This is a genomic window from Actinopolyspora lacussalsi (assembly GCA_030803735.1).
Lineage (GTDB): Bacteria > Actinomycetota > Actinomycetes > Mycobacteriales > Pseudonocardiaceae > Actinopolyspora > Actinopolyspora lacussalsi.
This window is the reverse complement of sequence record JAURUC010000001.1, coordinates 4,091,891-4,115,119: the sequence shown is the minus strand read 5'-3', so window position 1 is coordinate 4,115,119 and position 23,229 is coordinate 4,091,891. Positions and strand designations below refer to the sequence as shown.

At 68.1% G+C, this 23,229-nt stretch carries 22 protein-coding genes and 2 CRISPR repeat arrays (1 of these 24 running past the window's edge); of the genes, 3 read left to right on the top strand and 19 right to left on the bottom strand.

The genetic code is table 11. The features are described from left to right. Positions 1-98: 98 nt before the first annotated feature. Entirely contained in the window at positions 99-671 is a 573-nt protein-coding gene (locus tag J2S53_RS18320; RefSeq protein ID WP_456242828.1) for an AAA family ATPase, read from the bottom strand. A 188-nt stretch (positions 672-859) separates the two neighbouring features. Beyond that, the gene (locus J2S53_RS18315) at positions 860-1,222 is read right to left on the bottom strand and encodes a GNAT family N-acetyltransferase (RefSeq protein ID WP_456242003.1); all 363 of its coding nucleotides are present in this window, start codon (positions 1,220-1,222) and stop codon (positions 860-862) included. Between the two features lie 65 nt (positions 1,223-1,287). On the opposite strand from J2S53_RS18315, the gene J2S53_RS18310 reads away from it, so the two are divergent. Then, complete coding sequence (locus J2S53_RS18310) at positions 1,288-2,307, top strand: pirin family protein (protein ID WP_456242002.1); 1,020 nt, start codon at positions 1,288-1,290, stop codon at positions 2,305-2,307. Between the two features lie 76 nt (positions 2,308-2,383). On the opposite strand, the gene J2S53_RS18305 is transcribed toward J2S53_RS18310, so the two are convergent. Next, complete coding sequence (locus J2S53_RS18305) at positions 2,384-2,818, bottom strand: VOC family protein (protein WP_456242001.1); 435 nt, start codon at positions 2,816-2,818, stop codon at positions 2,384-2,386. 133 nt (positions 2,819-2,951) lie between these two features. On the opposite strand from J2S53_RS18305, the gene J2S53_RS18300 reads away from it, so the two are divergent. Both J2S53_RS18300 and J2S53_RS18295 read left to right on the top strand, forming a co-directional pair. After that, positions 2,952-3,086 carry a methyltransferase domain-containing protein gene (locus J2S53_RS18300; protein WP_456242000.1) on the top strand — a complete coding sequence of 45 codons (135 nt, stop codon included), beginning with the start codon at positions 2,952-2,954 and terminating at the stop codon, positions 3,084-3,086. Positions 3,087-3,148: 62 nt separating this feature from the next. Then, positions 3,149-3,277: a hypothetical protein gene (locus J2S53_RS18295; RefSeq protein ID WP_456241999.1), complete on the top strand. Its 129-nt coding sequence runs from the start codon at positions 3,149-3,151 to the stop codon at positions 3,275-3,277. A gap of 89 nt (positions 3,278-3,366) precedes the next feature. Here the strand turns inward: J2S53_RS18295 and J2S53_RS18290 are convergent, their stop codons facing one another. The 16 genes from J2S53_RS18290 to cas3 all read right to left on the bottom strand — a co-directional run bounded on the left by J2S53_RS18290 (position 3,367) and on the right by cas3 (position 21,822). Continuing rightward, the gene (locus J2S53_RS18290; protein WP_456241998.1) at positions 3,367-4,872 is read right to left on the bottom strand and encodes an AAA family ATPase; all 1,506 of its coding nucleotides are present in this window, start codon (positions 4,870-4,872) and stop codon (positions 3,367-3,369) included. 24 nt (positions 4,873-4,896) lie between these two features. After that, a complete protein-coding gene (locus J2S53_RS18285) occupies positions 4,897-7,755 on the bottom strand; it encodes a hypothetical protein (RefSeq protein WP_456241997.1) in 2,859 nt (952 codons plus the stop codon). Between the two features lie 132 nt (positions 7,756-7,887). Next, a complete protein-coding gene (locus tag J2S53_RS18280) occupies positions 7,888-8,406 on the bottom strand; it encodes an HIT family protein (protein ID WP_456241996.1) in 519 nt (172 codons plus the stop codon). Positions 8,407-8,618: 212 nt separating this feature from the next. Further along, positions 8,619-9,242 carry a hypothetical protein gene (locus J2S53_RS18275; RefSeq protein ID WP_456241995.1) on the bottom strand — a complete coding sequence of 208 codons (624 nt, stop codon included), beginning with the start codon at positions 9,240-9,242 and terminating at the stop codon, positions 8,619-8,621. A gap of 33 nt (positions 9,243-9,275) precedes the next feature. Continuing rightward, on the bottom strand, positions 9,276-9,902 hold the full coding sequence (locus J2S53_RS18270; protein WP_456241994.1) for a hypothetical protein: 627 nt from the start codon (positions 9,900-9,902) through the stop codon (positions 9,276-9,278). A 57-nt stretch (positions 9,903-9,959) separates the two neighbouring features. Beyond that, a complete protein-coding gene (locus J2S53_RS18265) occupies positions 9,960-10,400 on the bottom strand; it encodes a hypothetical protein (protein ID WP_456241993.1) in 441 nt (146 codons plus the stop codon). 14 nt (positions 10,401-10,414) lie between these two features. Further along, entirely contained in the window at positions 10,415-10,618 is a 204-nt protein-coding gene (locus J2S53_RS18260; protein WP_456241992.1) for a hypothetical protein, read from the bottom strand. Positions 10,619-10,728: 110 nt separating this feature from the next. Then, positions 10,729-11,277 carry an SAV_915 family protein gene (locus J2S53_RS18255; protein WP_456241991.1) on the bottom strand — a complete coding sequence of 183 codons (549 nt, stop codon included), beginning with the start codon at positions 11,275-11,277 and terminating at the stop codon, positions 10,729-10,731. A gap of 546 nt (positions 11,278-11,823) precedes the next feature. Then, positions 11,824-12,706: direct repeats of the CRISPR family, unit length 28 nt; unit sequence GGATCATCCCCGCGCCTGCGGGGAGCAC. Between the two features lie 74 nt (positions 12,707-12,780). Continuing rightward, on the bottom strand, positions 12,781-13,200 hold the full coding sequence (gene cas2e, locus J2S53_RS18250) for a type I-E CRISPR-associated endoribonuclease Cas2e (RefSeq protein WP_456241990.1): 420 nt from the start codon (positions 13,198-13,200) through the stop codon (positions 12,781-12,783). Next, entirely contained in the window at positions 13,197-14,147 is a 951-nt protein-coding gene (cas1e, locus tag J2S53_RS18245; RefSeq protein ID WP_456241989.1) for a type I-E CRISPR-associated endonuclease Cas1e, read from the bottom strand. The genes cas2e and cas1e overlap by 4 nt, the downstream gene beginning before the upstream one ends. Beyond that, complete coding sequence (gene cas6e, locus J2S53_RS18240) at positions 14,144-14,827, bottom strand: type I-E CRISPR-associated protein Cas6/Cse3/CasE (protein WP_456241988.1); 684 nt, start codon at positions 14,825-14,827, stop codon at positions 14,144-14,146. Before cas6e ends, cas1e begins: the two co-directional genes overlap by 4 nt. A 1-nt stretch (position 14,828) precedes the next feature. Then, a complete protein-coding gene (gene cas5e / locus J2S53_RS18235; protein ID WP_456241987.1) occupies positions 14,829-15,554 on the bottom strand; it encodes a type I-E CRISPR-associated protein Cas5/CasD in 726 nt (241 codons plus the stop codon). Further along, on the bottom strand, positions 15,551-16,672 hold the full coding sequence (gene cas7e / locus J2S53_RS18230) for a type I-E CRISPR-associated protein Cas7/Cse4/CasC (protein ID WP_456241986.1): 1,122 nt from the start codon (positions 16,670-16,672) through the stop codon (positions 15,551-15,553). Before cas7e ends, cas5e begins: the two co-directional genes overlap by 4 nt. 5 nt (positions 16,673-16,677) lie before the next feature. Beyond that, positions 16,678-17,337, bottom strand: a complete 660-nt coding sequence (gene casB, locus J2S53_RS18225) for a type I-E CRISPR-associated protein Cse2/CasB (protein WP_456241985.1) — start codon at positions 17,335-17,337, stop codon at positions 16,678-16,680. Further along, positions 17,334-18,980, bottom strand: a complete 1,647-nt coding sequence (gene casA, locus J2S53_RS18220; RefSeq protein ID WP_456241984.1) for a type I-E CRISPR-associated protein Cse1/CasA — start codon at positions 18,978-18,980, stop codon at positions 17,334-17,336. The genes casB and casA overlap by 4 nt, the downstream gene beginning before the upstream one ends. Further along, a complete protein-coding gene (gene cas3 / locus J2S53_RS18215; protein WP_456241983.1) occupies positions 18,970-21,822 on the bottom strand; it encodes a CRISPR-associated helicase Cas3' in 2,853 nt (950 codons plus the stop codon). Before cas3 ends, casA begins: the two co-directional genes overlap by 11 nt. Before the next feature lie 278 nt (positions 21,823-22,100). Next, positions 22,101-23,229: direct repeats of the CRISPR family, unit length 28 nt; unit sequence GGATCATCCCCGCGCCTGCGGGGAGCAC; it runs 56 nt beyond the window's last position.

The following is a 23,229-nucleotide window of genomic DNA, read 5'->3' as shown; positions in this document are numbered from 1 at the left end:
AAACGGCTCGGAGGAGACACAGGGGAACGAAGCTCGTCTTCCCAACTGGGCGGAGAACGATCAGGGCCGAACTCCGCTAGTGTCGAGGTGATGGCAGTTCAGGGATTTCGCTCCGCGTAAGCGGCCGTGTCTAGCTCTTGGAGGACGAAATCGGCGCGGGCCTGCGGATCGACGCGGGGAAGCGTGACTAGTTCGTATCCGAGCTCGGTGTAGGTTTCGACCATCATCTCGTGGGTGCGCTCTGCTTCGGCGGGATCCTGCCGACGTTGCTCGTCCCGATCGAAGATCTCCGGCCAGGGCGGAGCCACGAAAACCCGGTGGTTGTAACGAAACTTCTCAGCCGCGGCGTGAACGTGTTCCGGGACCGCCGTTCCGGTGAGCCGTAGGTACCCGAGCACATCGGGAACACCACGATCGAAGAGCACGACCCCCTGACGCTGCCTTGCCCAGTGGTGGGAGCGCATCTCCCACGAGAGCATCAACTCGGCGAACAGCGCACGATCGCCCCAGGGCAGTGCTGCTCCACCGACAGTCGTCTGGTCACGGATCACGGCGCGACCGGCCTCGGGCGTGGTGGCAAGGCCGCTGCGCGCGAGCTCGTCCAGCAACGTGGTCTTGCCCGAGCCGGGCCCGCCGGTCACCACGAAGAACCGGCCGGTGTCGTCCTCGATCACCGAAACCCTCCCTTGCCGTTCCGGGACGTGCGTGAAGAACGGGGTGTAAGCAGGATGCTGCCGATCGGGATCACGGTGGGCGGACTACGAGATGTCCGCTTCTGAACCGTGCTGCGAGGAGACTCTCCGGGATTCACGGAGCGGCCGCACGTACGCGAGCTACGCAGCGGCGAACGATCTCGATATTACTCCGACCGCACGGCGGCCAGCACGTCCGGGGTGACCGGATCCCGGATGTCGTCGAAGTCGTGGTGGTTGTCGAGGTACCTGGCCACGAACGGGCAGACGGCGGTGATCCGCATCCCGGCCGCACGCGTCCGCCGCAGCGCGCCCGAGATCAGCTCGCTGCCCAGGCCACGACCGGCGAAGTCGCCGTCGATCTCGGTGTGCACGAAGACCCGCTGGTTCCCGCGATCGAGATACCGCGTGAGCCCCGCTCGCACGCCGTCGACGCTGATCTCGTAGCGGTGCCGGGACGGCACGTCGAGCACCGAAACCTCGGACGGAGGGTTCTCGGCCGGTGTGCTGCCACGCTGTTCCTCGGACATTCCGCCACTATGCCGCACACTCGGGTGGAACACGAGCGGAATCCAACAGGGGACATGAGAAGAAGATGAGCAACCTCGAAACAGCGCCGACCGAGCTGACCTGCACCAACGCCGACGACCAGGCAGGGCGGGCGTGGCTGCTGCGGCCCCGCGAGGTCCCGCTGGGCGGGCCGAGGGCGATGACGGTGCGCCGCACGCTGCCGCAACGGGCGCGGTCGTTGATCGGAGCGTGGTGCTTCGTCGACCACTACGGCCCCGACGACGTGTCCGGGACAGGTGGCATGCGGGTTCCCGGCCACCCGCACACCGGGCTGCAGACCGTCTCGTGGTTGTTCAGCGGCGAGGTCGAGCACCGCGACACGCTCGGAACGCACGCCCTCGTCCGGCCGGGTGAGCTCAACCTGATGACTGCGGGCTCGGGCATCGCCCACTCGGAGTACTCCACATCGGACACGAGCGTGCTGCACGGGGCGCAGCTCTGGGTGGCGCTGCCCGAACGGCACCGGTTCACCGACGCGGCGTTCGACAACTACGCACCGCCGGCCCTGGAGCGGGACGGCGCGCGCGTGTCGGTCTTCCTGGGCAGCCTGCTCGGGCAGACCTCGCCGGTGTCGACCTACACCCCGCTGCTCGGTGCCGAGATCACGCTACCGCCCGGCGGGAGCCTGGACCTGGCGATCGAGTCGGGTTTCGAGCACGGCGTGCTCGTCGACACCGGCGAGGTGACCGTGGCCGGTGCGGCCGCGAGCGCGGGCGAGCTGGTCTGCCAGGACACCGGGCCGGAACGGCTCACGTTGCGTGCGGGAGCGGCTGAGCGGGCACGGGTGCTGCTGCTCGGCGGGCAACCGCTCGGCGAACGAATCGTGATGTGGTGGAACTTCATCGGGCGCAGTCACGAGGAGATCGCGGCGTTCCGCGAGCGGTGGCAGCACGAACGCGAGCAACCGGATTCCGGGGAATACCGGGATTCCGTGGAGTCGGGACAGTACGGGGAGTCGGGGCAGTACGGCCGATTTCCGACGCAGTGGGAGGAGACCCTGCCCGCTCCGGAGCTTCCCAACGCGCGGCTCAAACCCCGCGAGTGAGCGGTTCGGTTCCGGTCGTACGTGGTGATCACTTCCGGTGAACCACTCGTGGCGCAGGACTGCTGGGGCCGCGGGACTACTGGGAGCCGAGATCGGGAATGGTGATCGTGCCGTCCTCGGCGATCGGGAAGCCCGGGTTGTACGCGATCTCCCAGGCGTGCCCGTCGAGGTCGGTGAACACCCCGGCGTAGCCGCCGTAGAACGTCTCGGCGGCGGGCCGGGTCACCGTGGCACCCGCCTGCCGCGCGGTTTCCAGTACCTCGTCGACCTCCGCTTCGGTACGAACGTTGTGCGCGAGGCAGACACCGCCGAACCCGCCGTCGCGCTCACCGGTGAGGCCGGTGTCGGCCGCGAGCTCGTCCCTGCCCCAGAGCACGAAGGCGCCTCCGGGGGTGCGGAAGAAGACGGTCCGTTCGAGTTCCTGTCCCCGCCACCCCAATCGCTCGTAGAACTCCTTGGCGCGCCGCAGGTCTGTGACGCCAAGGGTGACCAGGCTGATCCGCTGTTCCATGCGGCGAATCTAGCGCGCGGAACCGACAATCGCCCGATGGTCGGGCCTGCCACGAGTCGGCCGCGCCGAGGCGCCGAGCCGCGACAGTCGCGCGAGTAGCGGTGATTGCCGAGTTTTCGCGCCCAGCGGTGACGTGCTGGAACTGGCGTGCGGGCCGGGCACGTGGACCCCGGAGCTGGCGCGGCACGCGAGCACGCTGACCGCCGTCGACTCCTCCCCCGAGATGCTGCGCGTGGCGCGGGAGCGGACTGTACCGCCGACGAGCTGATCGAGGGCGAGGAGTCGTCGACCATCCGCCGCAGACTGAGCGACGGTACCCAGCACCGGGCGGTGAAGGTGCCGCACGAACCCGCCGAGCTGCAGGACCGCCTGGTCCGACTCGGCTGGGACGTCGAGGTGCGCCCCACCTCTGGGCCGTTCTACTGGGGGCGCGGAAAACCGACTACGTCAGCCGCGTGACGTGGTAAGGCCACTGTGGATGGTTCGGTTGTTCGGCAGGCGGAACGGGCGGAAGAACACTACTGGGAGTCGCACGAACAGCGCCTCCCCTACTCCTGGTCGGAGCCCGTGGTGAGCGTGCCGCGCGCGAAGGTGCCGAGGATGCGCTGGTGGGTCTGGCGCGGCAGGTGCCGGTTGCCCGGCTCCCCGAACGGGGTTCCGGGCCGGACCGGGGCCTCGCCGAGCAGCCCGTCGATGCCGGGCCGGGTGAGCATCAGCAGCCCGTGGGTGGCGCGCGTGCAGGTCACGGCCAACCTGCCGAAGGCCGAGTTGAACTCGTCCAGCCGCGAGGCCCCGCTCAACGGGTGAATCGCGACCGTGAGGCGGTTGGTCTGTCCCTGCCACGAGTCGACCGTCGAGGCCACGACCTCGCTCTCGCGCAGCGAGTACTTCCTCCGCAGCCGCTCGGCGACATCGGTGGCGTCGTCCACCGCCTGGTTGCGCGTAGCCAGGATCGCGACCAGCGGGTCACCGGATCCCTCCCCCGGACGTGCCGTGAGCGTGTTCCCAGTCGGAGCACCCTCGCCGTCGTACTCGGCGTGTTCGAGCACGAACCCGGCGGCGAACAGTTCGTCGAGCAGCGACTCGACGGTAGCCAGCAGCGGCGGGTCCACATCGGCCGCCTCCGGCTCGGGCAGCCCGTCGACCTCGAGCAGCGTCGGCACGCCGGTACCGACCTGCCGCCAGATCGCGGCCGACTCGCCGGAGAGCTCCTCGGCGACCAGCGCCCTGTCCCCCGGCGCCGCAACGCAGTCGAGCTCCTTCCACTCGGGGTAGAACGCCCGCCACAGTTCGAGGTGACCGGCGGCGGGCCGCCAGACCGCCGGTAGTTCGACGGACCAGGTGCGTTCGTCTCCGTCGTAGTCGGTGGGCCATGCGCGGTAGGGGTTGAACCCCGGGTCGCCCCGCCACGGGTTCGCGCCCACCTCCAGCGGCGGGAGCTGCCCCACGTCACCGACCCCGACCGTGATCGGGGCCGCCTTCGCCACCCTGTCGAACCGGTGGTGCGGCAGCTGCCACGCCTCGTCGACGAACAGCACGTCGAACACGGTCTCGCCGTTGTGCCCGGGGCCGAGATGTTCGGCCAGCCGGTCCAGCTCCCGGGGCGTACCGAGCCGGTGCGCGGTCGAGATCACCACCTCGCACTCGGCAGGGATGTCCGAAGCCTTGCTGACCACGGTCGAGTGGGAACTCGCCTCCTCGGGAACCTCCTGGTAACGGTCCTTGCCGACGAACAGGCAGACCCGATCCGCCCCGAGGAGCCGTCCCAGCGCTGCCGCGAGCGGGTGGATCTGCTTGTTCGTGAAGGCGGTGATGACCACGCGGTCGCATTCGGGCCGCTCTACGGCATCGGCCACCAGCTTCCGCAGGATGAAGGACTTTCCCGCACCCGCCGCGGCCTTGAGCAGCAGCCGATCCAGTGGGGCGGTGCCGGACAGCGTCTCGCGCAGCACCCGGATCGCCTCGTCCGCCACGGCGGCGTTGCCCGCCGCCGCCCGGTCGTGGTGCACGCGATCGACAACGCGCTCCTCCGGTTGGCGGAACTCGACGGTCACTTCGTCACTCCAGTTCGCACGTGGTCACTCCAGCTCGTCGAGGGTCACGCCGTCCGGGGGAACCATCACCGGCCGTGTGGTGGCGTCCCCGACCGGCGCGCCGGACGGGGCCACCTCGAACGCGTCGGAGTCCACGATCGGCGGCCACACCTCCGGGTTGAGCTCGCCACGAGCGCGGCGCTCGGCGAGCTGGTCGGACCGCTCCGCCTCGACGTCCTCGTGCGGACGGCAGCAGCGCTCGTGCGTCTCGGGATCCTCGGCGTAGGATTCCGCCTCGCACGTCGGCTCCGGCGCCGCGAGGTTGTCCACCCGGGGCCTGTCGACGCTGAGGAACGCGTTGGTCCTGTTCGCCGAGAACCACGCGAAATCGGCGACGACCAGCCGGTCGCCCACGGCCAGTTCGGGGACGTTCTCCGGTTCCCAGCCGAACCGGCGCGGCGTCTCAGGGTCATCCGCATCGGACAGCGGGCCGATCGACAACCCCGCGAACTTGAAGTTGCTCTTCTGGACCGTGAGTTCGACGTCCGGATGTTCCACGCAGGATTCCCCGTTGACGTGCAGCAGCACGATCCTGCTCCCGGCGCGGATCCTGCGGGAAGTCACGTCGAGCACCAGCGGTCGGACCGAGACCACCGTGGCCACGGCGACCTCGCGCGTGCCGACGTCGGTTGCCAGCTCCTCGGCGACCTGCGGGTTCGACAGCGCCAGGAGCTGACTCCGGCACCTGCCGTCGCTCTCGATGACGTCCACGAGCGCGTTGCGCCAGAAACGGTGCGTACGTCCGAACCGGACCAAGTCGGAGGCGCGCAACGAGAGCCGTCGCCGCCAGACCGCCTGGGCGTCGGCCTCGATCTCGCGGTGCACCCGGCGCAGCCGCGAGTCGGGAACGGTGTGCAGCACGGCCAGGGCGCGGTCGAGGATGCCGCGCTTGTAGTCGAGTTCCTCGGTCACCAGCGCGGTGTACTCGCTCGCCGCCGAGTCCGTCCGCCCGGTACCGGTCTGTTCCGGGGCGGACTGTTCCGGATCGGCCTGCTTCGGATCGGCCCGCTCGGCATCCACTCGGGTCAGCGCCTCGTGGATGGCGTCCGAACTCCCGCTCGTCAGCCGGGCGCCCGGGGTGTGCGGCGCGGCCTCGATCTCGTCCTCCAGCTCGCGCGGCTCCACCGCCCCCTCGGTCGCGGTTTCGGCCCAGCGCACCAGGTAGTCCAGCCGGTGGGAGGCGACCGGTGGTCCGCCCGCCACCACGTGCCGCGCCAGTGACTCCCGCAGCTCGATGATCGGGGACCGGAGGGTGAGCGCCCTGGCGCGGTCCTCCTCCAGCAGGAACGAAACCGCGGTGCGCGCCGTCTCCGGCAACGAGTGCGGGATCTCGGCGGGCTCGCCGTCGAAGGTCAGCGGAGTGCGGCCCATCAGCTCGTCGCGTCGCCAGCGCAGCCCGCTGAGCTCGATGCCCGCCAGGTTGTCGGCGATCGAGACGAGCACGTCGGCCGTCGGCTGGTCCGGGACGACGAGGTGAACCGGGCCGGGGTTCTCCTCGTCGAGACGGCACTGCTCGGCCATCGCTTCGGACAGTTCCCGGCCCAGCAGGTGCATCACCTCGCGCCGGGTCCACGCGGACTGCGGGTCGTCGAACACGGTGGTCCGCCACGGCTCGGGGCCGTGGGTGGTGACGCGCCGCAGCGCGATCCCGTGTATGCCCAGCACAGCGGAGTCCGATTTGGCCAGTACGAGGTCGATGGTGCCCGGGCGGCCCGCCTGGTCGACGCGTCGCTGGCCGGTGTGGCGCGCGACCCCGTCCAGCGTCGCGGACACGTTGGCGACCACCGAGGCGGGCGCGTCGCCGGTCCCGTTCGTGCCGTCCACCAGACCGACGAGTTGGGGCCGCGTGTCGGGCGGTATTCCCAGCTCGACCAGCAGGTCGGTCGGATCGTCGGAGGTGCGGAGCTCGTCGCGGCAGTAGGAGAACAGGGTGCAGGTAGTACAGGAGGCGGGGTCGAACGTCGCCCGCAGGTGCGCGACGTAGTCCGCGAGGTTCGCGGTTTCCTCGGGGGACGACCGCTCGAACTCGCGCTGCCGCTCCGCCAGCCGCATCCGCACCTCGGCGCGGTGGTCGTCGAGCGCTTCGACCAGGGCCTCGGGCTGCAGGAAGGCGTTGCGCGGGACGGCGAGCACGCCGTGCGAGTGAACCGACATGCCGGTGGGCAGCGACGGAGAGGCGCGGGCGGACTCAGCCGCGAGGGCCACCCGCAGGAAGCCCTTCAGCAGTCGGGCGTCCTCGATCCGGGATCTCACCCGTTCGTAGTCCTTGGTGGCGCCGAGGACCAGCCAGGAACCGCCGTCGGCGTCGAGTTGGGGGGCGATCACGGCGAGGTCCGACTCCACGTCGGATTCGGCTGCCGCGGCCCGGTTTTCCGGGGGCGCCGCGCTGTCCGGGAGTGCCGCGCTGTCCGGGGGTGCCGCGCTCTCATCGGTGTTGTCCACGGGTGCGGCGAACGGCAGCGCGACCGAATGCAGCAGCGTCACCGAGCCGTCGGAAACGGCTCTGGCGTGCGCGTCCGCCAGCAGGCCCGAGGTCTTCTCGGCGTCGCCGTGCGCGTCGGCCGTGACGATGTCGGTGGGGCGGTTCAGGCTGAGCCTGCCGACCGTGGTGGTCGCCAGCTCGCTCGCGAAGCGGTCCGTGCGGACCAGATGTTCGAAGGTGACGGCGCGCATCCAGCGGGCGGCCGGGATGCGGCCCGAGTCGTCGGGGTAACCGATCTCGGCCGCGAGCCGGCGCCGCGTGCGCCCGACCAGCAGCGGGTCGGTGCCGCGGAACCGGGCGCAGGCGACGTGCGCGGACGCGGCGACGTCGCTCGCCGCCGCCGCGAGCGAGTTCTCCGCCATAACGGAACCCCCAGTGGCGAGCCGGAACGCTCAGCCGGGCACGAGGTGACAGGTCACGGCCCACGAGTGTAGGAGACCGTGATCCGGCGGAGGCGCGTGTGCCCAGCGGAGCCGATCGCCGCGTTCCTGCTCTCAACTTCCCCCGGAGGGTGATTCGGGATGTTCAGGAGAACTCCCCGCCGGCTGAGAATCCCAGGAGCCACGGATGAGATCGGCGACCTTCCGCATCTCCGCTTCCGGCCGCAGCGGGAAGTCCTCGCTGGTCTGCACGATCGCACCGCTGTACAGCTCGGTTTCCACCACCTCGCCCTTGATCATGCTGTCGTTGAGCGCACCACCCTCGTGATGCGGTGCCAGGTGAACGTGCAGATGATCGAACGAGCCGCCGAAAACGTAGACGTAGACCAGCTCGGCGTCGGTCGCCAGCTTCACGGCGCGCATGCACTCGGCGAGAACAGCGCCGAAGGTGGTCGCCTCCGCACCGTCCAGTTCGTGGAGGTAGCGGATGTGCCGCTTCGGCTCCAGAAACGAAAAGCCCGGCACCTCACCCAGCAACGCGGTGGTCATCCGCCAGAGCGGATCCTCCCAGACCTGCACACGCATGAGCTCGGGGTCGCCTTGCGTCCCGCTGCACAACAGACAGCTCGCCATCTCCAACATCCTCTCGATGTGCTTGGTCCGCACAGAAATGGCAAGGATCAACGGCAACGGCCGTACAGCCTGCCACCGTGCTCGCCGCTGAACACACTCGTCGTTGCCGTTTCGCCCTGCGGGCGATGCAATGATTCGTGGGAGAACGGCCGAGTCGCAGCATTGTCCAGTGACGTCACCGCACCCGTTCGAGCGTGGTCGGCGGCAACCGTTCACTCCGGCTGGTCGGGGACTTCCAGTAGCGAGTGCGCGGCCCAGTTCGTCGTCGCACCATTGGTGACCACCGAGTGCAGCAGGCCGTTGTAGACGAGATCCCACATGTCGCGGTCCTCCTGCAGCTCGTCCACCTTCACCTGCACCTTGCGCCCCCCGCTGTCCTTGAGGTCGAGGTGCATCGACATTCCCCGGTGGCGGACTTTGATGTCGGTGAGCTCGTACAACAACACCCAGGTGCGGCCCACTTTCAACCAGTCGGCACCCACCGCCGGATCGACCAAGCGGAAGATCCCGTACATGCCCAGGCCGGCCACGGCGAGAAAGAGCCACATCCAAGGAATGCTGAGCCAGCTGTAGTCGAGCCCCTGCCGGAAGCCGATCAGAATCCCGATCAGCACGAATCCGGCGAGGCCCATGCCGATCGAGTAGCGCTGGCTGTGCCGATACCACTCCAGCACCGGTCCCTGCCCCTCGGGCGGCGTGGGTTTGCGTCGCTGACTGCGGTCCCGTTCCGAATCCTGATCCTTCGGTGGCTTGTCCCACTTGAAAAACCCCGGTGCCCGCGGCGGGCGCGGCTCACCCGTCCACGGATCCGGACGGGGCGGCAGCTGCTCCGACACCACTGGATTCTCCTCAGACATCCCTCGTCCCGCCTACTCAACCGTCAGCAGGCTTTCCGCCTCGGTCGCGAGAAAATCCCCGGCCATACTCCCGAGAGCTCCACCGACCACGGTGCCAACACCCGGAAAGATCGCCGATCCGAGCGCGGCACCGGCAGCGCCCCCGACCGCCGCTCCGCTCAGGCTGGCCCCGGCATCCATCGCGGCCTCTCCCGCAGTGTCGGTTCCGGTCGCGTAGTCGGTCAGTTCTGAGCCGATCGTCGCCGCTGTCCCCAGATACGGCACGCCCCGAAGCACGGAACCGGCTCCGTCGGCGAGCTTGGATCCGCCCTTCACGTACTTGCTCGCGTCCGCGGCGATGATGTCACCACCACGACCGAACTTCTGGGCAAGTCGCCCGGTCCGCTCACCCCGCGCATTCGCGACCTTGCCCTTGGCCCGGTTCTGCATCGCGGCTACCTTGGTCCGGGCAGCCTCACTGCTGTGATCGGCGGTTTTGGCCAGCCTGTCCATCTCTTTCGCCTGCCCCTCCAGGGTGCGGGCGTTCTGCAGGAGGGTGGCCGCACTGTCACTGGACGTCTTGACCGCGGTCAGACCCCCGGTCACCGCGCGCATCACGTGTGTCTTGACCGTGTTGAAGGTCCCGATCGGATCCTCCAACCGCCCCTCGAGTTCGCGGTGCGCGTCCTCCTGCTTCGTCCGAGCGTCCTCGACCGTTCAACCGGCTTCCTCGAAGGCCCTCTGCTGCCGCTCTTCCGCTCCGCTCGGGCCGTCGGGCCTGCCGGCAGGACCGTTCGGACTCGGTTTCGGCGGCAGGATCTTCGTGCCGTTGATCACCAAGCCGGCACCGCGGGCGATGTCGCGCGCGTCGGTCATGCGCTTGTTCACGGTGTCGATATCGTCGGCGAAGACCTCCAAGGCCGACTTGACCTTGTTGATCGCGCTTTCCAAGTCGTCCGCGTTCTTGCCGTGCCCGCCGAGCTCACCGCGGGCCGCATCCGCCGCGGTTCCCCGCCAGAAACTCTCGGATGCGCTGCGCTGCTGAGCCACGGTGTCAGCGACCTCGACGATCCCGCCGACCAGTTCGCCCAGCCACTCGGCAGTGCCTCGGCACGTGTCGGGGCTGTCCAAGACCTCGGTGTCGAGTTCCCCAGCCATGTCCTACTCCACGTTCAGTCCGGCCGACCGGCGTACTCGTCGTAGTACTCTTTCCGAAGCTGCTCGGCATTACGGTTGTCCACCTCGCCGTAGCTACCGTCGCTGGCATCGATCTTGGCCGCGACTTCGTCGATCGTGGCGATCAATCCGGCAGCGGCTTGCGAGAGCTCCCCCAGCGTGTAACTCACCTTCTCGGCAGAGGTGCTCACCTCCGGCATACCGGGACACTCTTCGCCACGCGGTCGAGTTCGTCGGTACTACCGCGCAAGGCATCCGCCATCCGGCGCAGCTGCTCGTGACCGACATGGACTTCATCGCCGGACATGTCTCATTCCTCCCCGCCGTGCCGTAATCGCTCCGGCAACGGCGTATCCAGACAAATCGTGTGCGCCCCGCACTGGCGTCGGATGTCGCCGAGCATCGGTTGCAGTTCGAGTTCGACGTTCTCGGGTCGGCCGTCGAACGGCCGCGAGGCGAGATAGATCGTCGTCCAGTCCGGCGACTCCGACTCGTTCCACTCCGCCTCGTCATCCGCCCAATCACCGGCGGTGCCGCGCAGCTCGGACGGCACCGGCACATCCACCGCCACGCTGAACCGGAAAGTCGGCGGTGCCATCACCGAACCCTCCTGAACGCAGGCGATCTCACGAACCTTGCCCGCAGGCAGCAGAATCCACGGCTGATCCGCTCCGCACCCGGCGAGGAACGTGTCCAACGTCGAATACCCCAGAACCACCAGCTGCCCGGACAACTCCCTGGTCTCCAGCATCAGCCCACCGTTCACCTCGTCCGGCCGACAGGCGAGGTAGAGCTGTGCGGGCAACGAGTCGGTCTCGTCCGGGTCATACACCCGGGGTTTCTCGGCGAGTTCGACCATCACCGGCTCCGGCTCAGTACGGGCTATGCCGCACGGACTCCAACCGAACCGAGCCTCCCCAGTCCCAGCTTTCGCACAATCGGCGCGATGCGCCGCGAATGACCGCCACCGGATCGAAGCCCGCGCAGAGCTTCACCAGAAGGGAGCAGCCCGGAAGCTTGGCGACGCCGCCACGAGATCGCTTACGCCGGTTCCCGGCCTTCATCGTGGGATCAAGTACACGCGAGCTCGCACCACGACTGGGGTCACGGAGCGAGTCACAAGAACCGCCGAAGCGGGAGACCTGACGTGGAAACCCCAGGTGAGAGATGGAGCCGCTGAGGGGACTCGAACCCCTGACCTTCCGCTTACAAGGCGCCTTACCAGCGATAACAACCGCCACGAGCTGCGACAACGACCACACACCCCTCCTCACCGGCCGACTGTGACCACACTGATCAACGTTCATTCGGGTCACTGAGTGGGTCATGACAACGAGCGTGATGCGGCTTATCCCGCACCTACAGGAACAAGATCTCACTCCCGCCAAGCTCGTTCCGGCGGAGAGATTAACCCCCGCGCCTGCGGGGAGCACAGCAGCGGGACGCGGCCCGTGAACAGCGCAACCGGATCATCCCCGCGCCTGCGGGGAGCACCGAACCGGGATCTTCCGGGGTAATGCCCGGTGCGGATCATCCCCGCGCCTGCGGGGAGCACGCTCCATCCTCGGAAGACATGTGGAGAAGCTTCGGATCATCCCCGCGCCTGCGGGGAGCACGGCTTCGAGGGGATGAACCGTGTTGTCGTGCCGGGATCATCCCCGCGCCTGCGGGGAGCACGATTTCACCGCGCCCGGCAACCCGCACGGGATCGGATCATCCCCGCGCCTGCGGGGAGCACAGCGTGGCCGCGAGCTGGGACACCAGCATGGACGGATCATCCACGCGCCTGCGGGGAGCACCCGCGCGCTCTCCCACCACGCCAGTCCCCTAGCGGATCATCCCCGCGCCTGCGGGGAGCACCGGCGGGTACGGGCGATACGTCAGGGTGACGCGGGATCATCCCCGCGCCTGCGGGGAGCACGAGGCTGCCACCGGTGCGGCGATCACCGACCAGGGATCATCCCCGCGCCTGCGGGGAGCACTAGCCGTCGCACCCGAGTTCTTTCCGGGTGTTCGGATCATCCCCGCGCCTGCGGGGAGCACTGCCAACTGGTGGTGTTCACCGGCCAGAGGTGGGGATCACCCCCGCGCCTGCGGGGAGCACGAGAGCGTCGTGTTCTCTCTGGTCGATGGTGAGGGATCATCCCCGCGCCTGCGGGGAGCACCGCTGCACCGAGGTGACCATGCCTGGCATGGCGGGATCATCCCCGCGCCTGCGGGGAGCACGGCGGCGACCCTGCGGTAGATGTCGCTGTGGTCGGGATCATCCCCGCGCCTGCGGGGAGCACTTGATGACCAGGCACTACACAGCGCCCTCAGTCATTTTTGCTTCAGTTTTGTCGGACGATTCTGTCATCACAGGCTACTTCCGTTTGAACTTCCTGCGCCCCTCCCGACGCTTCCACACGGTTTCGGAGTTGATCGTCGGTGCGGCGTCGGTGGGGGCGGACTTCTTCTGTTGGGACAGCGGTTTGTGCGCGGGGACCTCGTCAGCGGGCACGTAGTCGGGCACAGTCTGCCGACGCATCAGCTTTACCCCGTCGTAGTCGACGGGAGTCCAGTCGTGCCCGTGAACTTCGAAGGACAGTCGCTGTTCGCCCTGCGTCGAGTGGACCATGATCGCTCGCCCGTCGGCCGCGAACTCGCGGATTCGTTCCCACAGCTCCTCACGGACACGGGCGGAGACGTTCCCGACGAACACGCCGGGACTGATCTCCAACAGCCAACGAGTCAGATGTCCACGCAGCCCGGGTGGGACAGCGGTCAGTACGACGACGGTCATGACGCACCTCCGTAAGAAGTTCCGCCCTGCACGTCGTCCCCGCGTTCGTCCCACAGCGAGATGACGTCGAACTCGAGGTAGTCCTCGGGCAACTCGTCCCTCTCAGCTGAGCTGAGCAGCAGTCGTTGGATGTCGGCGGCACAACGTGCCAGCAGTTTGCCGCCGTAGAAGGCGTCCCGCAGCAGTCGGCGGGTTTCACCTCCCACGTCCATCGCCGTCTCGGCCGCCACGTCGAAAGCGATCGGGATCGTCAGCTCCGCCTTGTACAGGTCGGCGATATCGTAGACGAACGATCGGTGGTGACCGGTGTGGACGAACCCCAACGCCGGTGAGCAGCCGAGCGCCACGATCACCGAGTGCACCACGCCGTACAGCGCGGAGTTCGCCGCGGAAAGGGCCTGGTTGACCGGGTCACCCGCCTCCCAGTCCTCCGTGTCGTAGTTGCGTTTCGACCAGGGCACCCCGGTGCGCTCGGACTGCCGCCGGTAGACGCGACGGATGCGTGCTCCTTCCCTGCCCCGGAGCTGCTGCATGGTGAGGCCGGAGACGTCCTCCTCTGGGAAACGCATCTCGTACATCGCACGTGCCACCCGCAGTCGCGATCTGCGGTTCGTGACCGCTTCGGCCTGCGACTCGGCGAGGCGGGAGGAGCGGGCCGGTGAGACGCCGTGCGCGTAGTAGCGCACGCCTTGCTCACCGACCCACACCACGGTCGAACCGCTGTCCGACATGAGTGCGATCGCCTGATGCGTGACCGTGGTGCCCGGCCCCAACAGCAGCACTCCCACGGAGGAGGCCGGGATGTGGACGGTGCCACGCTCATCGGTCGCGGTGATCGCGTTGCTGTCGCGGTTGACGACACACCGTTCCAGGTAGAGGAACGAGATCCTGTCGACCGCGCGGGCGAGTTCCCGGGGCTGAGTGGGCCGCTTCCCGATCGAGGTCATGCCGAACCCTTCCGCGGTGGCGGTGCCAGGGTGAGCATGCCGCAGCCGTATGCTTTCGCCCGCCCGATACCGAACGTGAGGGCATGACGCAGCGCCGCGGGCTCGGTGACCTCGAGCTGTCCCTCGAAGGTCGCCGTGGCGATGGTGACCGGATCGCTGCCTCGCCGATTGAACCGTCGGTTGTTGCGCTCGACGACGGCGAGATCAGGGGCGGCCTCGCCGTCGGAACCAGTGGTGACGAGTTGGAATCCCAGTCGCGGGATTCGGTCGAGCAGCCACTGCTCCTGCTGTTTGACGGTGACGTGCGCGAGGGGTTTCGTATCTGACCAGTCCTCGCGCCTGGCGGAGTGCACCGGGTTCGCCGTTAGGCGGAACTGCCAGTGCTGGCCCGGGCGCAGTGACTCCAGCAGGCCGTCGTACTCGCGGGTCTGCCACGCCTCGGTGGTAGGCCAGCCCACTTGTTCGACGATATGGGTGAAGTCGGGTTTCTCCGGACTGGCGGTGTAGAGCAGGACCCGATGCTGGCCGTAGGTGTCCAACCGCCACAGCACCCGCCCTTCCTCGGTCGGGCTCGGGTCGGCGAATCCCGCCTGCACGGCGGCGTGCAGTGCCTGCGGCGATCCCAGCAGCTTCCGCGCTGCTCGCCGTCTCGGGTTGAGCGGCATCTTCGTCAGAAACACTTCAACCTCCCAGACTCGCCATGGGGTCGTGCTCCTCACCTTTCTCGGCAGTGCCGTGCGGGTTGTCGATCTCGACGGTTCCACGCGTGATGGTGCGCCAGGCGTGCTGTCGCCGGTTCGGGTCGAAGCTGACCGGTATGTCCTGCACCAGTTCCCCTTCGGCTTCGTCGGGGTGTGCGTCGCGAACAGTGGCCAGGCGCACCGTGTTGGCGCGATGTCTCCGCTGACTGCGCGTGCTCGCCACCCACGGCAGGCTCGCGAGGGCCTCTTCCAGCCCGCGGTCGTAAACTCCCAACGCCACCGGCCCTGCGGGTGGGCAGGAGCGCCGACCGAGGTAGAGCGGGAACTCCGGACCGCGGACGGCCTCGTCGATGCCCTCGACGAGGCCGCGCTCCCCTTCGAGAACGGCGAGAAACACGGCGTCGGAGACGTAGTAGCGCTGCGACAGCGGCAGGGACGACCAGCTGGTGGTGCCGTCCTTCTCCTTCTTCGGGCGTTGCGCCGTCTGGAAGTCCCGGAGCAGCTGCCCGGGCTGGTCGATGCGGACACCGAACCTCAGGTCCGGCAGCTCCCCCAGCGAGTCGGTGCGCCGCAACCCTTTCGCGGCCGCGACCATGCCGATCACACCACTCTTGGTGGGTGCTTTCTCCGTCTCGCGCCGCACGAATCGGCTGCGGGATCCCCACGCCTGCAGTGGTCCGGCCAGTCTGAGAGCGACCACGGTCATGAGCGCTCCTCCACGCGCGTGCCGACCAGTTCGCCGAGCTGCGTCACCATCTCGGTCAGCGACACGTTCGATCCCAGCTCTTCGAGGTTCGCCGTGTCGTCTCCAACGCGGGTGACCCAGCCGTCGAGTGGCTGTTCCCCGTAGGCACGCTGGACTTCGAGCGCTTCCTCGCGCAACGCGTCGGCCGCTCGCTTGACCCGCCCGGAGTGCTCAGACTCCCGCACCGGGTTCTCGAATGCTCCCACGAGGTTGATGGGCTGGCTGTCCCGTGCCAGCACCACCACCGCCTCCGGCAACGTCCGGTTGGCGAAGGTGTTCTGCTTCCCGGAGGGCATCGAGCGGACGAAGGACTCCAGGAACGCCTCCACCGCCCGGCGAACGGCCGTGGTGTCCCCGAGGTTGTCGGCGAGCCGGTTCACGTCGATCGTGGCGTAGCGGTAGAGGGTGGAGGAGTTGAACTCGACGGTTCCGATCATGCCGGCGCCGGTCTCGTGGTCCTCGTTCCGGTCGTCCACCGCGGTGTAGTAGTCGAACTCGGTTTCCACGGGGTGCACGCTGATCGCGTGCGCCACCTGGGCCGCCGCGTCGACGTTGATGTCGGCCTGGTCGGCCACCATGCGGCCGAACAACGCGATGTCCACGGAGTGCTCCCGGTCGGCCAGGTCCTTGACCTTGGCTTCCTTGAGAGCCTTCTTCACGTCGTCGGCCTCGGCGGCCTCGATCGCGGCGCCGGCGAGGTTCTGGATCTGCCGCCTGCTGAGGAAGAGAAGGTAGCCGGACTGCGGGGTCGCTTCCTTCTCGGGTGCTTTGACCTCGATACCGACGGCCTTGATGGTCTCGGTCGCCAGCTCCGTCGCCCTGCTTCCGAGTTCCGGAGCACGGGTGGTTATCTCCTCGGCAAGCAGCTCCACGACGCGCTTGGTGCGCGTGCCCAGCTCGGAACGATCGAGGCGGGAGTCGAAGTCAACTCTGGTGGAGCGCTTCCACGCCTGACTGGAAACCCGGGAACGACGCACCCCTCCGTAGGTCGCCGTCTTCGGGCTGCCCGTGTCGTCACGGTTGAGATTGCTCGGTGGGACGGTCTGCAGCACGTGGATGTCGATCATGGTTCGACTCATGGGAATCACTCCTCGGTGTTCTCGTCGGTGGAATCGTTTTTATCGCTGTCACCGCCGGTGGCGCTCTCGGCGCTCGTGCGGTAGAAGTCCCGGCCCCAGGCGAGCCGTACTCGCTTGGCACGGGCGGGAGTCAGCAGACCGGTTAGGTCATCGGCCAGCCGCGCGTAGTCGAAGGCCTCGCGCTCCGAACGGAGCTGCGTGATGAGCCCCCGAATGTGGACGAGCACTTCGTCGACGGACTCGGCCGTGGAGACCGCCATGAATCTGTTGGTCACGGCTTCCGGGCTGCGGGTGGCTTTGGAGCGCAGTTTTCCCACAGCACGTCCGAACGAGGTTCCTGGCTCGTGTACCGCCACGGTCAGGGACTGCTGGTGCAGCGCGAACAGGGTGAAGGCGGCGTGGGACGCCTGCTCGGCCCTGCTCGGTTCGTCCCGGTCCCAGCTCAGCGTTTCGGGGACGGAACCGATGGTCAGCTCCCAGATCTCCGGGACGCTGCCCGCGGGTTTCCCCAGTCCGCGACGCAACCGGGCGAGATCGGCTTTCGCCGCCGCTTCGTCCCGCAAGTACTCCTGCTGCAGCCGGGTAAATCGCTTGTCCAGGGCATAGCCGAGCTTGCCCAGCCTCCGCTCCGAGTTGATCTTCGAGGCGGTCTCTGTCGAGGTCATACAGCTTTCTCCAGTGCTGTGTTCTCCGAACTCGTGCGTGTCATGGGAAGCGCTCTGCGCAGCGCCGCCTTGAACCACACTTCCGCGATCGCGACGTTCACCAGGTGGTTCTGGATGGTTCGCCCGTTCCACGCCGCCGGTGCGGCTTCTTCGATCAGTTCGTCGGTGATGGGGGTGGTGGCGGAATCGACGATCCGCTGCCACTCGGCACGGGCCCCGGCAAGGTCCGTGCTCGGGCCGAGTTCGGCCAACCATGCGCGGTAGGGGGATTCGAGAGCCGCGTAGAGCTGTTCCCGTGCCCGGTCACCCGCACCTGACTTGGGTTCCGCACCCGCCGCCTGGGCGATGTTCTCGGCGAAACCCCAGATCGCCTTCCCGACGTTCTCCGCGTCGGCCACCGCCTCCTTGGCTGTCTGCCCCGCGGCGGGGCTGTCCTGGCGCAGCAGCACCACCGACAGCGGCAGCACGTCGTCGATGATCTCGTTGTAGGTGGCGCTCTGGGAGCCGTACTCCGCACCCAGCACACGAACACGAGGTACGTACGTCTCGGAAAGCTTGCCCTCGGAGGTCAGGTCACCGAGCCACTGCAGCACACCGGGTGCCAGATACCGCTGCGAATCGCCACTACCGATCCGGCGTCCGGAGATCGAGGGCAGCATGGCCGCGATTCCGCGCCACACCGACCGGTTGGGGTCGTGCGTCTGCGGCATGTAGACGGTTTTCTTGAACTTCTTGGACTGCGGATCGCTGTAGCGCCAGGCGGTGTGCGGATCGAGGCTTTGGCGGTTCTGCGGCTGGATCTTGTCGCCGTTGGCCAGCAACACCCCGGTAACCCCGTCACGGTCACCGGCCAGTCGAACCCGGCGGGTCTGCCACGTGTACAGGTCGATCGCCCCGCGAGGTGGTCGGTCGTCCTGGTGTTCCGGACCGTCCGGTTCGCGTTCCCACGGCGGCACGTCATCCTTACCTCCGATGCGGACGAAGGTCTCGACGTCCCGGGAGACGAGATTAAGCAGCAGCGTCTCCCGCAGGTTCGCGCCCTGCGGCAGCACGCCTCCGAGCTGTCCCGCCCAACCGGTGCCGATCGGATAACCCCGGCCACCCTTGACCTTCGGGTCCCCCACCGCACCGGACTTGATCCCGGAAGGATCGAAGGCGTGGGCGTGCACGAGCCAGCGGGCGGCCTCGGCCGCGTCGATGCGTCGCAGACTGGCCGCCGACCGGCTGGTGAAGTACGGCTCACCGTTGGGCACGTCCGCCACGATCTTCTCCAGGCCCGAGATCTCGTTCTTCGCGGTGTGCAGCGACGCGACCTGGAAGAACGGGGCTTCGGTGTCGAACAGGTCGAAGCGGGGCCGCACCTGCCGGGCGTAGTCGTGGATTCGCTCCAGCGGCAGCTCGTCGGCTTTCCAGAGCTGTTCCCACTCGTCCTGGTCCCGCGGCCCGTCGATCGCGCGGTGCAGGAAGGCCAGCAGCAACCGCTTGATCGCGAAGCCCTGGGTGGGAACCTCCCCGTCGATCATGCCGAGCCACGGGGCCCGCTCGAAGGCGTCGAGGATCGAAACCCGCTGTTGACTACCACTCGAATCGAGGACTGTGATCCACGGCTCGTCGAGCAGGTTGAATACTGTGTCAGTCGGCACTGTCGTAGACCTCCAGCCCCGTGTCGGGGGTGTAGCGGATCTGTCGGTCGGCGATTCGTGCCCAGCCGTGCTGGTCGACCAGCAGGACGGGCAGCTGGTAGATGAGTGGGGACTGTTCCCAGGCCTCAGGTGTGGTCTGCCAGAGTTCCTCCTCGGCCTCGGCGTTGCTGAACACCAGCGGCAGCCGCAGCGAGCACGAGGCCATGACCTGGGCGAGGTCGTCGGCGGGGGTCTCCTCGCGGGGCACCGGGAGTTTCCCGGTGCCCCGCGGCAGCCAGTCGGGGGTGAACCAGTTCCCCGCCGCATCGTGCTGGAGCAGGATCACCTCGAGACTGGGAGCACCGTCGCGGACCTGTCCCTGCCCCTGCGAACCGTCGTCGGATTCGCCCACGTTGGCCGAGATCCACCCGACGATGGCCTTGCCCGCCTTGGTCGGCGCCGCGATCTGGAAATCACTCGCCTTGGACTCGCGTTCTTCCGAGTGCTCTTGCCACTTCTTCCACGCCTCGGAGACGGCTTCCTGCCAGTCGTCGGGTTCGACCTGCTCGTGACCGTAGGCACGTTGCACGAGCGTGGCGATGTCCTCCGGAAGCGCGATTCCACAACCGAGGCGAGGTTGGAGCACCGCTGCCGAGCGGAGCAGCCAGTACGTGCCGTAGATGTGGCGAGCGGCCGCTTCCTCGAGCACAGGCGGTCCCTGCGTGAGATCCACACCCGCGAGATAGGCGTGCGCCGAACGCAGCTTCGCCGGGCGATCGCCCTGCTCGACACCGCGCTGATGCCGATGCAGCCGCCCCATCCGCTGCAGCACGAGATCGACCGGGGCGAGATCGGTGACCAGCAGGTCGAAATCGACATCGAGGGACTGCTCGATCACCTGCGAGGAGACCACGATGCGTCGACCCGGCCGTCGCACGGCCCTGTCCGGAGCGCCGAACTCGTCGAGCAGCTCACTGTCCTTGCGCATCCGGTCGGCCGTGACGAACCGGGAGTGAGCCACCGTGACCTCGCCGGGGAACTCCCGCTCCAGTCGTCTGGCCGTCTCCAGCACCCGGCGAACCGTGTTCCGGACGACCACGACGCAGCCGCCCTCGGACAGCGAGTCCCGCAGCAGCGAGGTCAGCTCGTCGAGATCGTCGTCGACACTGCCGCCGAGGGCGTGGAGCGACACCTCGGTACGCCGCCCCGACGGTTCGACCACCCTGGTATCAACCCGGTTCCCGTCACTCCAGCTGAGCAGCGGATATCCGGGATCGCCGTCCACTTCGGCCGGAAAAGCCGCCGGTTCCTGACCGTTCGCACCGCCAGGCCCGTACTCACGCCCTTGCTGGTAGGCCTCCAGCAGGGCACGACGCCGCTCGGCGGGCAGGGTCGCCGACAACGCGACCACCGGAACCCGGTAGGCCCCCAGCCAGGTCAACACCTTGGTCAGGTAAGAGTTCATGTAGACGTCGTAGGCGTGTACCTCGTCGAGCACGACCACCTTGCCCGCCAGTCCCAGGTGGCGAAGCATCAGATGCCGCGACTTCAGACCCGCGAACAACAACTGGTCGATGGTGCCGACCATGAAGTTGGCCAGTTGGGACTTCTTGCGGCCCGACAGCCAGGAGTGCGCCACGACCGCGTGTGAGGTGCGGTGACGCTCCTCGTCACAGCCGATCTGGGAGGGGCGTCGGCCCTGTCGAACCAGACCCTGGAACAGCCGGTTGAACCGGGCCTTGCCGTGGCTGAGGGTGACAGCACCGCCGACCTGCTGGTCCTCGGCCCCCATCGCGTCCAGCCAGCCGACCACGCGGTCGAACATGGCGTCGCTGGTGGCCTGGGTGGGCAACGCGACGAGCACTCCACCCAGCCCCCAGCGCGCCGCCATGATCTCGGAGACCCCGAACGCCGCCTCGGTCTTGCCCTCCCCCATCGGGGCTTCGACGATGATCAGCCCGGGTTCGGACGCGGTTCGGGCGAGCTCGCAGGCAGCGTGCTGCACCGGGCGAGGCTGGGCATCCTCCGGGAGCTGGAACCGCGTGCGGAACAGCTCCGCCACGCTGTCCGGCCCACCGGACGATCGCCACGGTTCCGGTAGGCGCAACTCGCCGAGCGCCCGCTCGATGCGCTCGGCGTCCTCGGAGACCTCCGGCAGCTGGCCCCTCAAGAACGGCAGCAGATCCTCGTTGCTGGCAATCCAGTCCGAGACGATCACCAGAGCCGTGGCCAGCACCTGGAACGCCGCCGAGAGCTTCAGCTCCCGCCACTGGTCGAGCCGTTCCGCCGCGCCCGAGCGAACCGCCACGCGCTCGAGCAGTTCCCGCTGGACCGTGTTCCAGACTCCGGTGCCGTAGAGCCCCGGAAAGTTCGCCGGAGTGTTCTCGGAATCGGAATCGAGCGGAACACCGTGGTGGCTTCCCAGCACGATGCCCCACGCCCTCGCGGAGCTCTTGCCCCACCCCTTTTCGAGGAGCCATCCGATCAGCAAATGATGGCCGGTTACGGTGTGGTGCGCGAGCTGCCGATCGGGAAGATCCCGCTTCGTCGTCGGCATGTACAGCCCCAACTCGCGCATCCGCTGCGCGAGCCCCGTGTCCTGGACCGCGAAGGCCGGTGTCGCCTTGCCGACATCGTGCGCACCGGCCAGAAACATCACCGCACCACGGGCAGCTGCCGCATCGCCACCGAACTCCGCCGCCAGCAATCGGACCACACTGGACGCCAGCCAGTGGTCGAACAACCAGCCTGCGACATCGGCAGCATCGTCCATGTGCCGCCACAGCGGCAACCAGTCCCCTTCTGCGTTGGTCGACTTCGCCCACACCGCACGAGCCGACTCGCTCAGTTCCAGCTCTTCCAACTACCCCATCCGATCGCGAACCGCCCGGAGGCGGAACCTCAACATTCACGGGGAGTCAAGCACAGACCACTGACAGCGATATGGGGCTTCGAGCCAACCATCGAGCAAATCGTGTCTCAAATCACAAAAATCTGTGAATGTCGGTGTCCGCGCCGAACAACGGAAAACACCGAATCAAGGACCATCCCACGAAGCCACCACCAGCCGACCCCGACTGCGCTCCAGCCATCCGAGCTGGAAAACCGGGTTCAGCGGAATCCTCGGTCCAGTACCAAGCGGGGGTATCCCCGTTCCTGCGGGGAGCACATCACACCCGCGCACCCGCGTGGGGGGTTCGGAGGATCATCCCCGCGCCTGCGGGGAGCACTCCGGCCACCGTGGACTCCGGCTTCGAGTTCCGGGATCATCCCCGCGCCTGCGGGGAGCACTCACGGTGCAGACCGCGGCGAGCGATCCGTCCAGGATCATCCCCGCGCCTGCGGGGAGCACTCACGGTGCAGACCGCGGCGAGCGATCCGTCCAGGATCATCCCCGCGCCTGCGGGGAGCACACACTCAAACCCAGCGCCCGGCTGCTGTACGGCGGATCATCCCCGCGCCTGCGGGGAGCACGCCGCCATGAACCACCCCACCACGGGGCTCGCGGGATCACCCCCGCGCCTGCGGGGAGCACGTGCCGGGCCGTGTCCGGTCGATACTCAGCAACGGATCATCCCCGCGCCTGCGGGGAGCACGCCGCCATGAACCACCCCACCACGGGGCTCGCGGGATCACCCCCGCGCCTGCGGGGAGCACGTGCCGGGCCGTGTCCGGTCGATACTCAGCAACGGATCATCCCCGCGCCTGCGGGGAGCACGCCGCCATGAACCACCCCACCACGGGGCTCGCGGGATCACCCCCGCGCCTGCGGGGAGCACGTGCCGGGCCGTGTCCGGTCGATACTCAGCAACGGATCATCCCCGCGCCTGCGGGGAGCACCCTGTGTCGAGCACAGGACCGGTCCACCCCTGCGGATCATCCCCGCGCCTGCGGGGAGCACGACGCACAGCGCCCCCGGACTCCGAGATGGAGGGATCATCCCCGCGCCTGCGGGGAGCACGTGCCGGGCCGTGTCCGGTCGATACTCAGCAACGGATCATCCCCGCGCCTGCGGGGAGCACCCTGTGTCGAGCACAGGACCGGTCCACCCCTGCGGATCATCCCCGCGCCTGCGGGGAGCACGACGCACAGCGCCCCCGGACTCCGAGATGGAGGGATCATCCCCGCGCCTGCGGGGAGCACACTCGCCGAGGTCCGCAAAAAAGTGGGCGTCAAGGATCATCCCCGCGCCTGCGGGGAGCACCCGGCCGATCCTCGCGACGCGAGACGTGCTGACGGATCATCCCCGCGCCTGCGGGGAGCACGCCGC

Excerpts from the sequence above, each read along its gene's own strand:
- J2S53_RS18315 (WP_456242003.1), bottom strand. The coding sequence starts at position 1,222 with ATGTCCGAGGAACAGCGTGGCAGCACACCGGCCGAGAACCCTCCGTCC.
- J2S53_RS18310 (WP_456242002.1), top strand. The coding sequence starts at position 1,288 with ATGAGCAACCTCGAAACAGCGCCGACCGAGCTGACCTGCACCAACGCC.
- cas1e (WP_456241989.1), bottom strand. The coding sequence starts at position 14,147 with ATGACCTCGATCGGGAAGCGGCCCACTCAGCCCCGGGAACTCGCCCGC.
- J2S53_RS18255 (WP_456241991.1), bottom strand. The coding sequence starts at position 11,277 with ATGGTCGAACTCGCCGAGAAACCCCGGGTGTATGACCCGGACGAGACC.
- cas5e (WP_456241987.1), bottom strand. The coding sequence starts at position 15,554 with ATGACCGTGGTCGCTCTCAGACTGGCCGGACCACTGCAGGCGTGGGGA.
- cas2e (WP_456241990.1), bottom strand. The coding sequence starts at position 13,200 with ATGACCGTCGTCGTACTGACCGCTGTCCCACCCGGGCTGCGTGGACAT.
- J2S53_RS18265 (WP_456241993.1), bottom strand. The coding sequence starts at position 10,400 with ATGGCTGGGGAACTCGACACCGAGGTCTTGGACAGCCCCGACACGTGC.
- J2S53_RS18260 (WP_456241992.1), bottom strand. The coding sequence starts at position 10,618 with ATGCCGGAGGTGAGCACCTCTGCCGAGAAGGTGAGTTACACGCTGGGG.
- J2S53_RS18305 (WP_456242001.1), bottom strand. The coding sequence starts at position 2,818 with ATGGAACAGCGGATCAGCCTGGTCACCCTTGGCGTCACAGACCTGCGG.
- J2S53_RS18285 (WP_456241997.1), bottom strand. The coding sequence starts at position 7,755 with ATGGCGGAGAACTCGCTCGCGGCGGCGGCGAGCGACGTCGCCGCGTCC.
- casB (WP_456241985.1), bottom strand. The coding sequence starts at position 17,337 with ATGACCTCGACAGAGACCGCCTCGAAGATCAACTCGGAGCGGAGGCTG.
- J2S53_RS18280 (WP_456241996.1), bottom strand. The coding sequence starts at position 8,406 with ATGGCGAGCTGTCTGTTGTGCAGCGGGACGCAAGGCGACCCCGAGCTC.
- cas7e (WP_456241986.1), bottom strand. The coding sequence starts at position 16,672 with ATGAGTCGAACCATGATCGACATCCACGTGCTGCAGACCGTCCCACCG.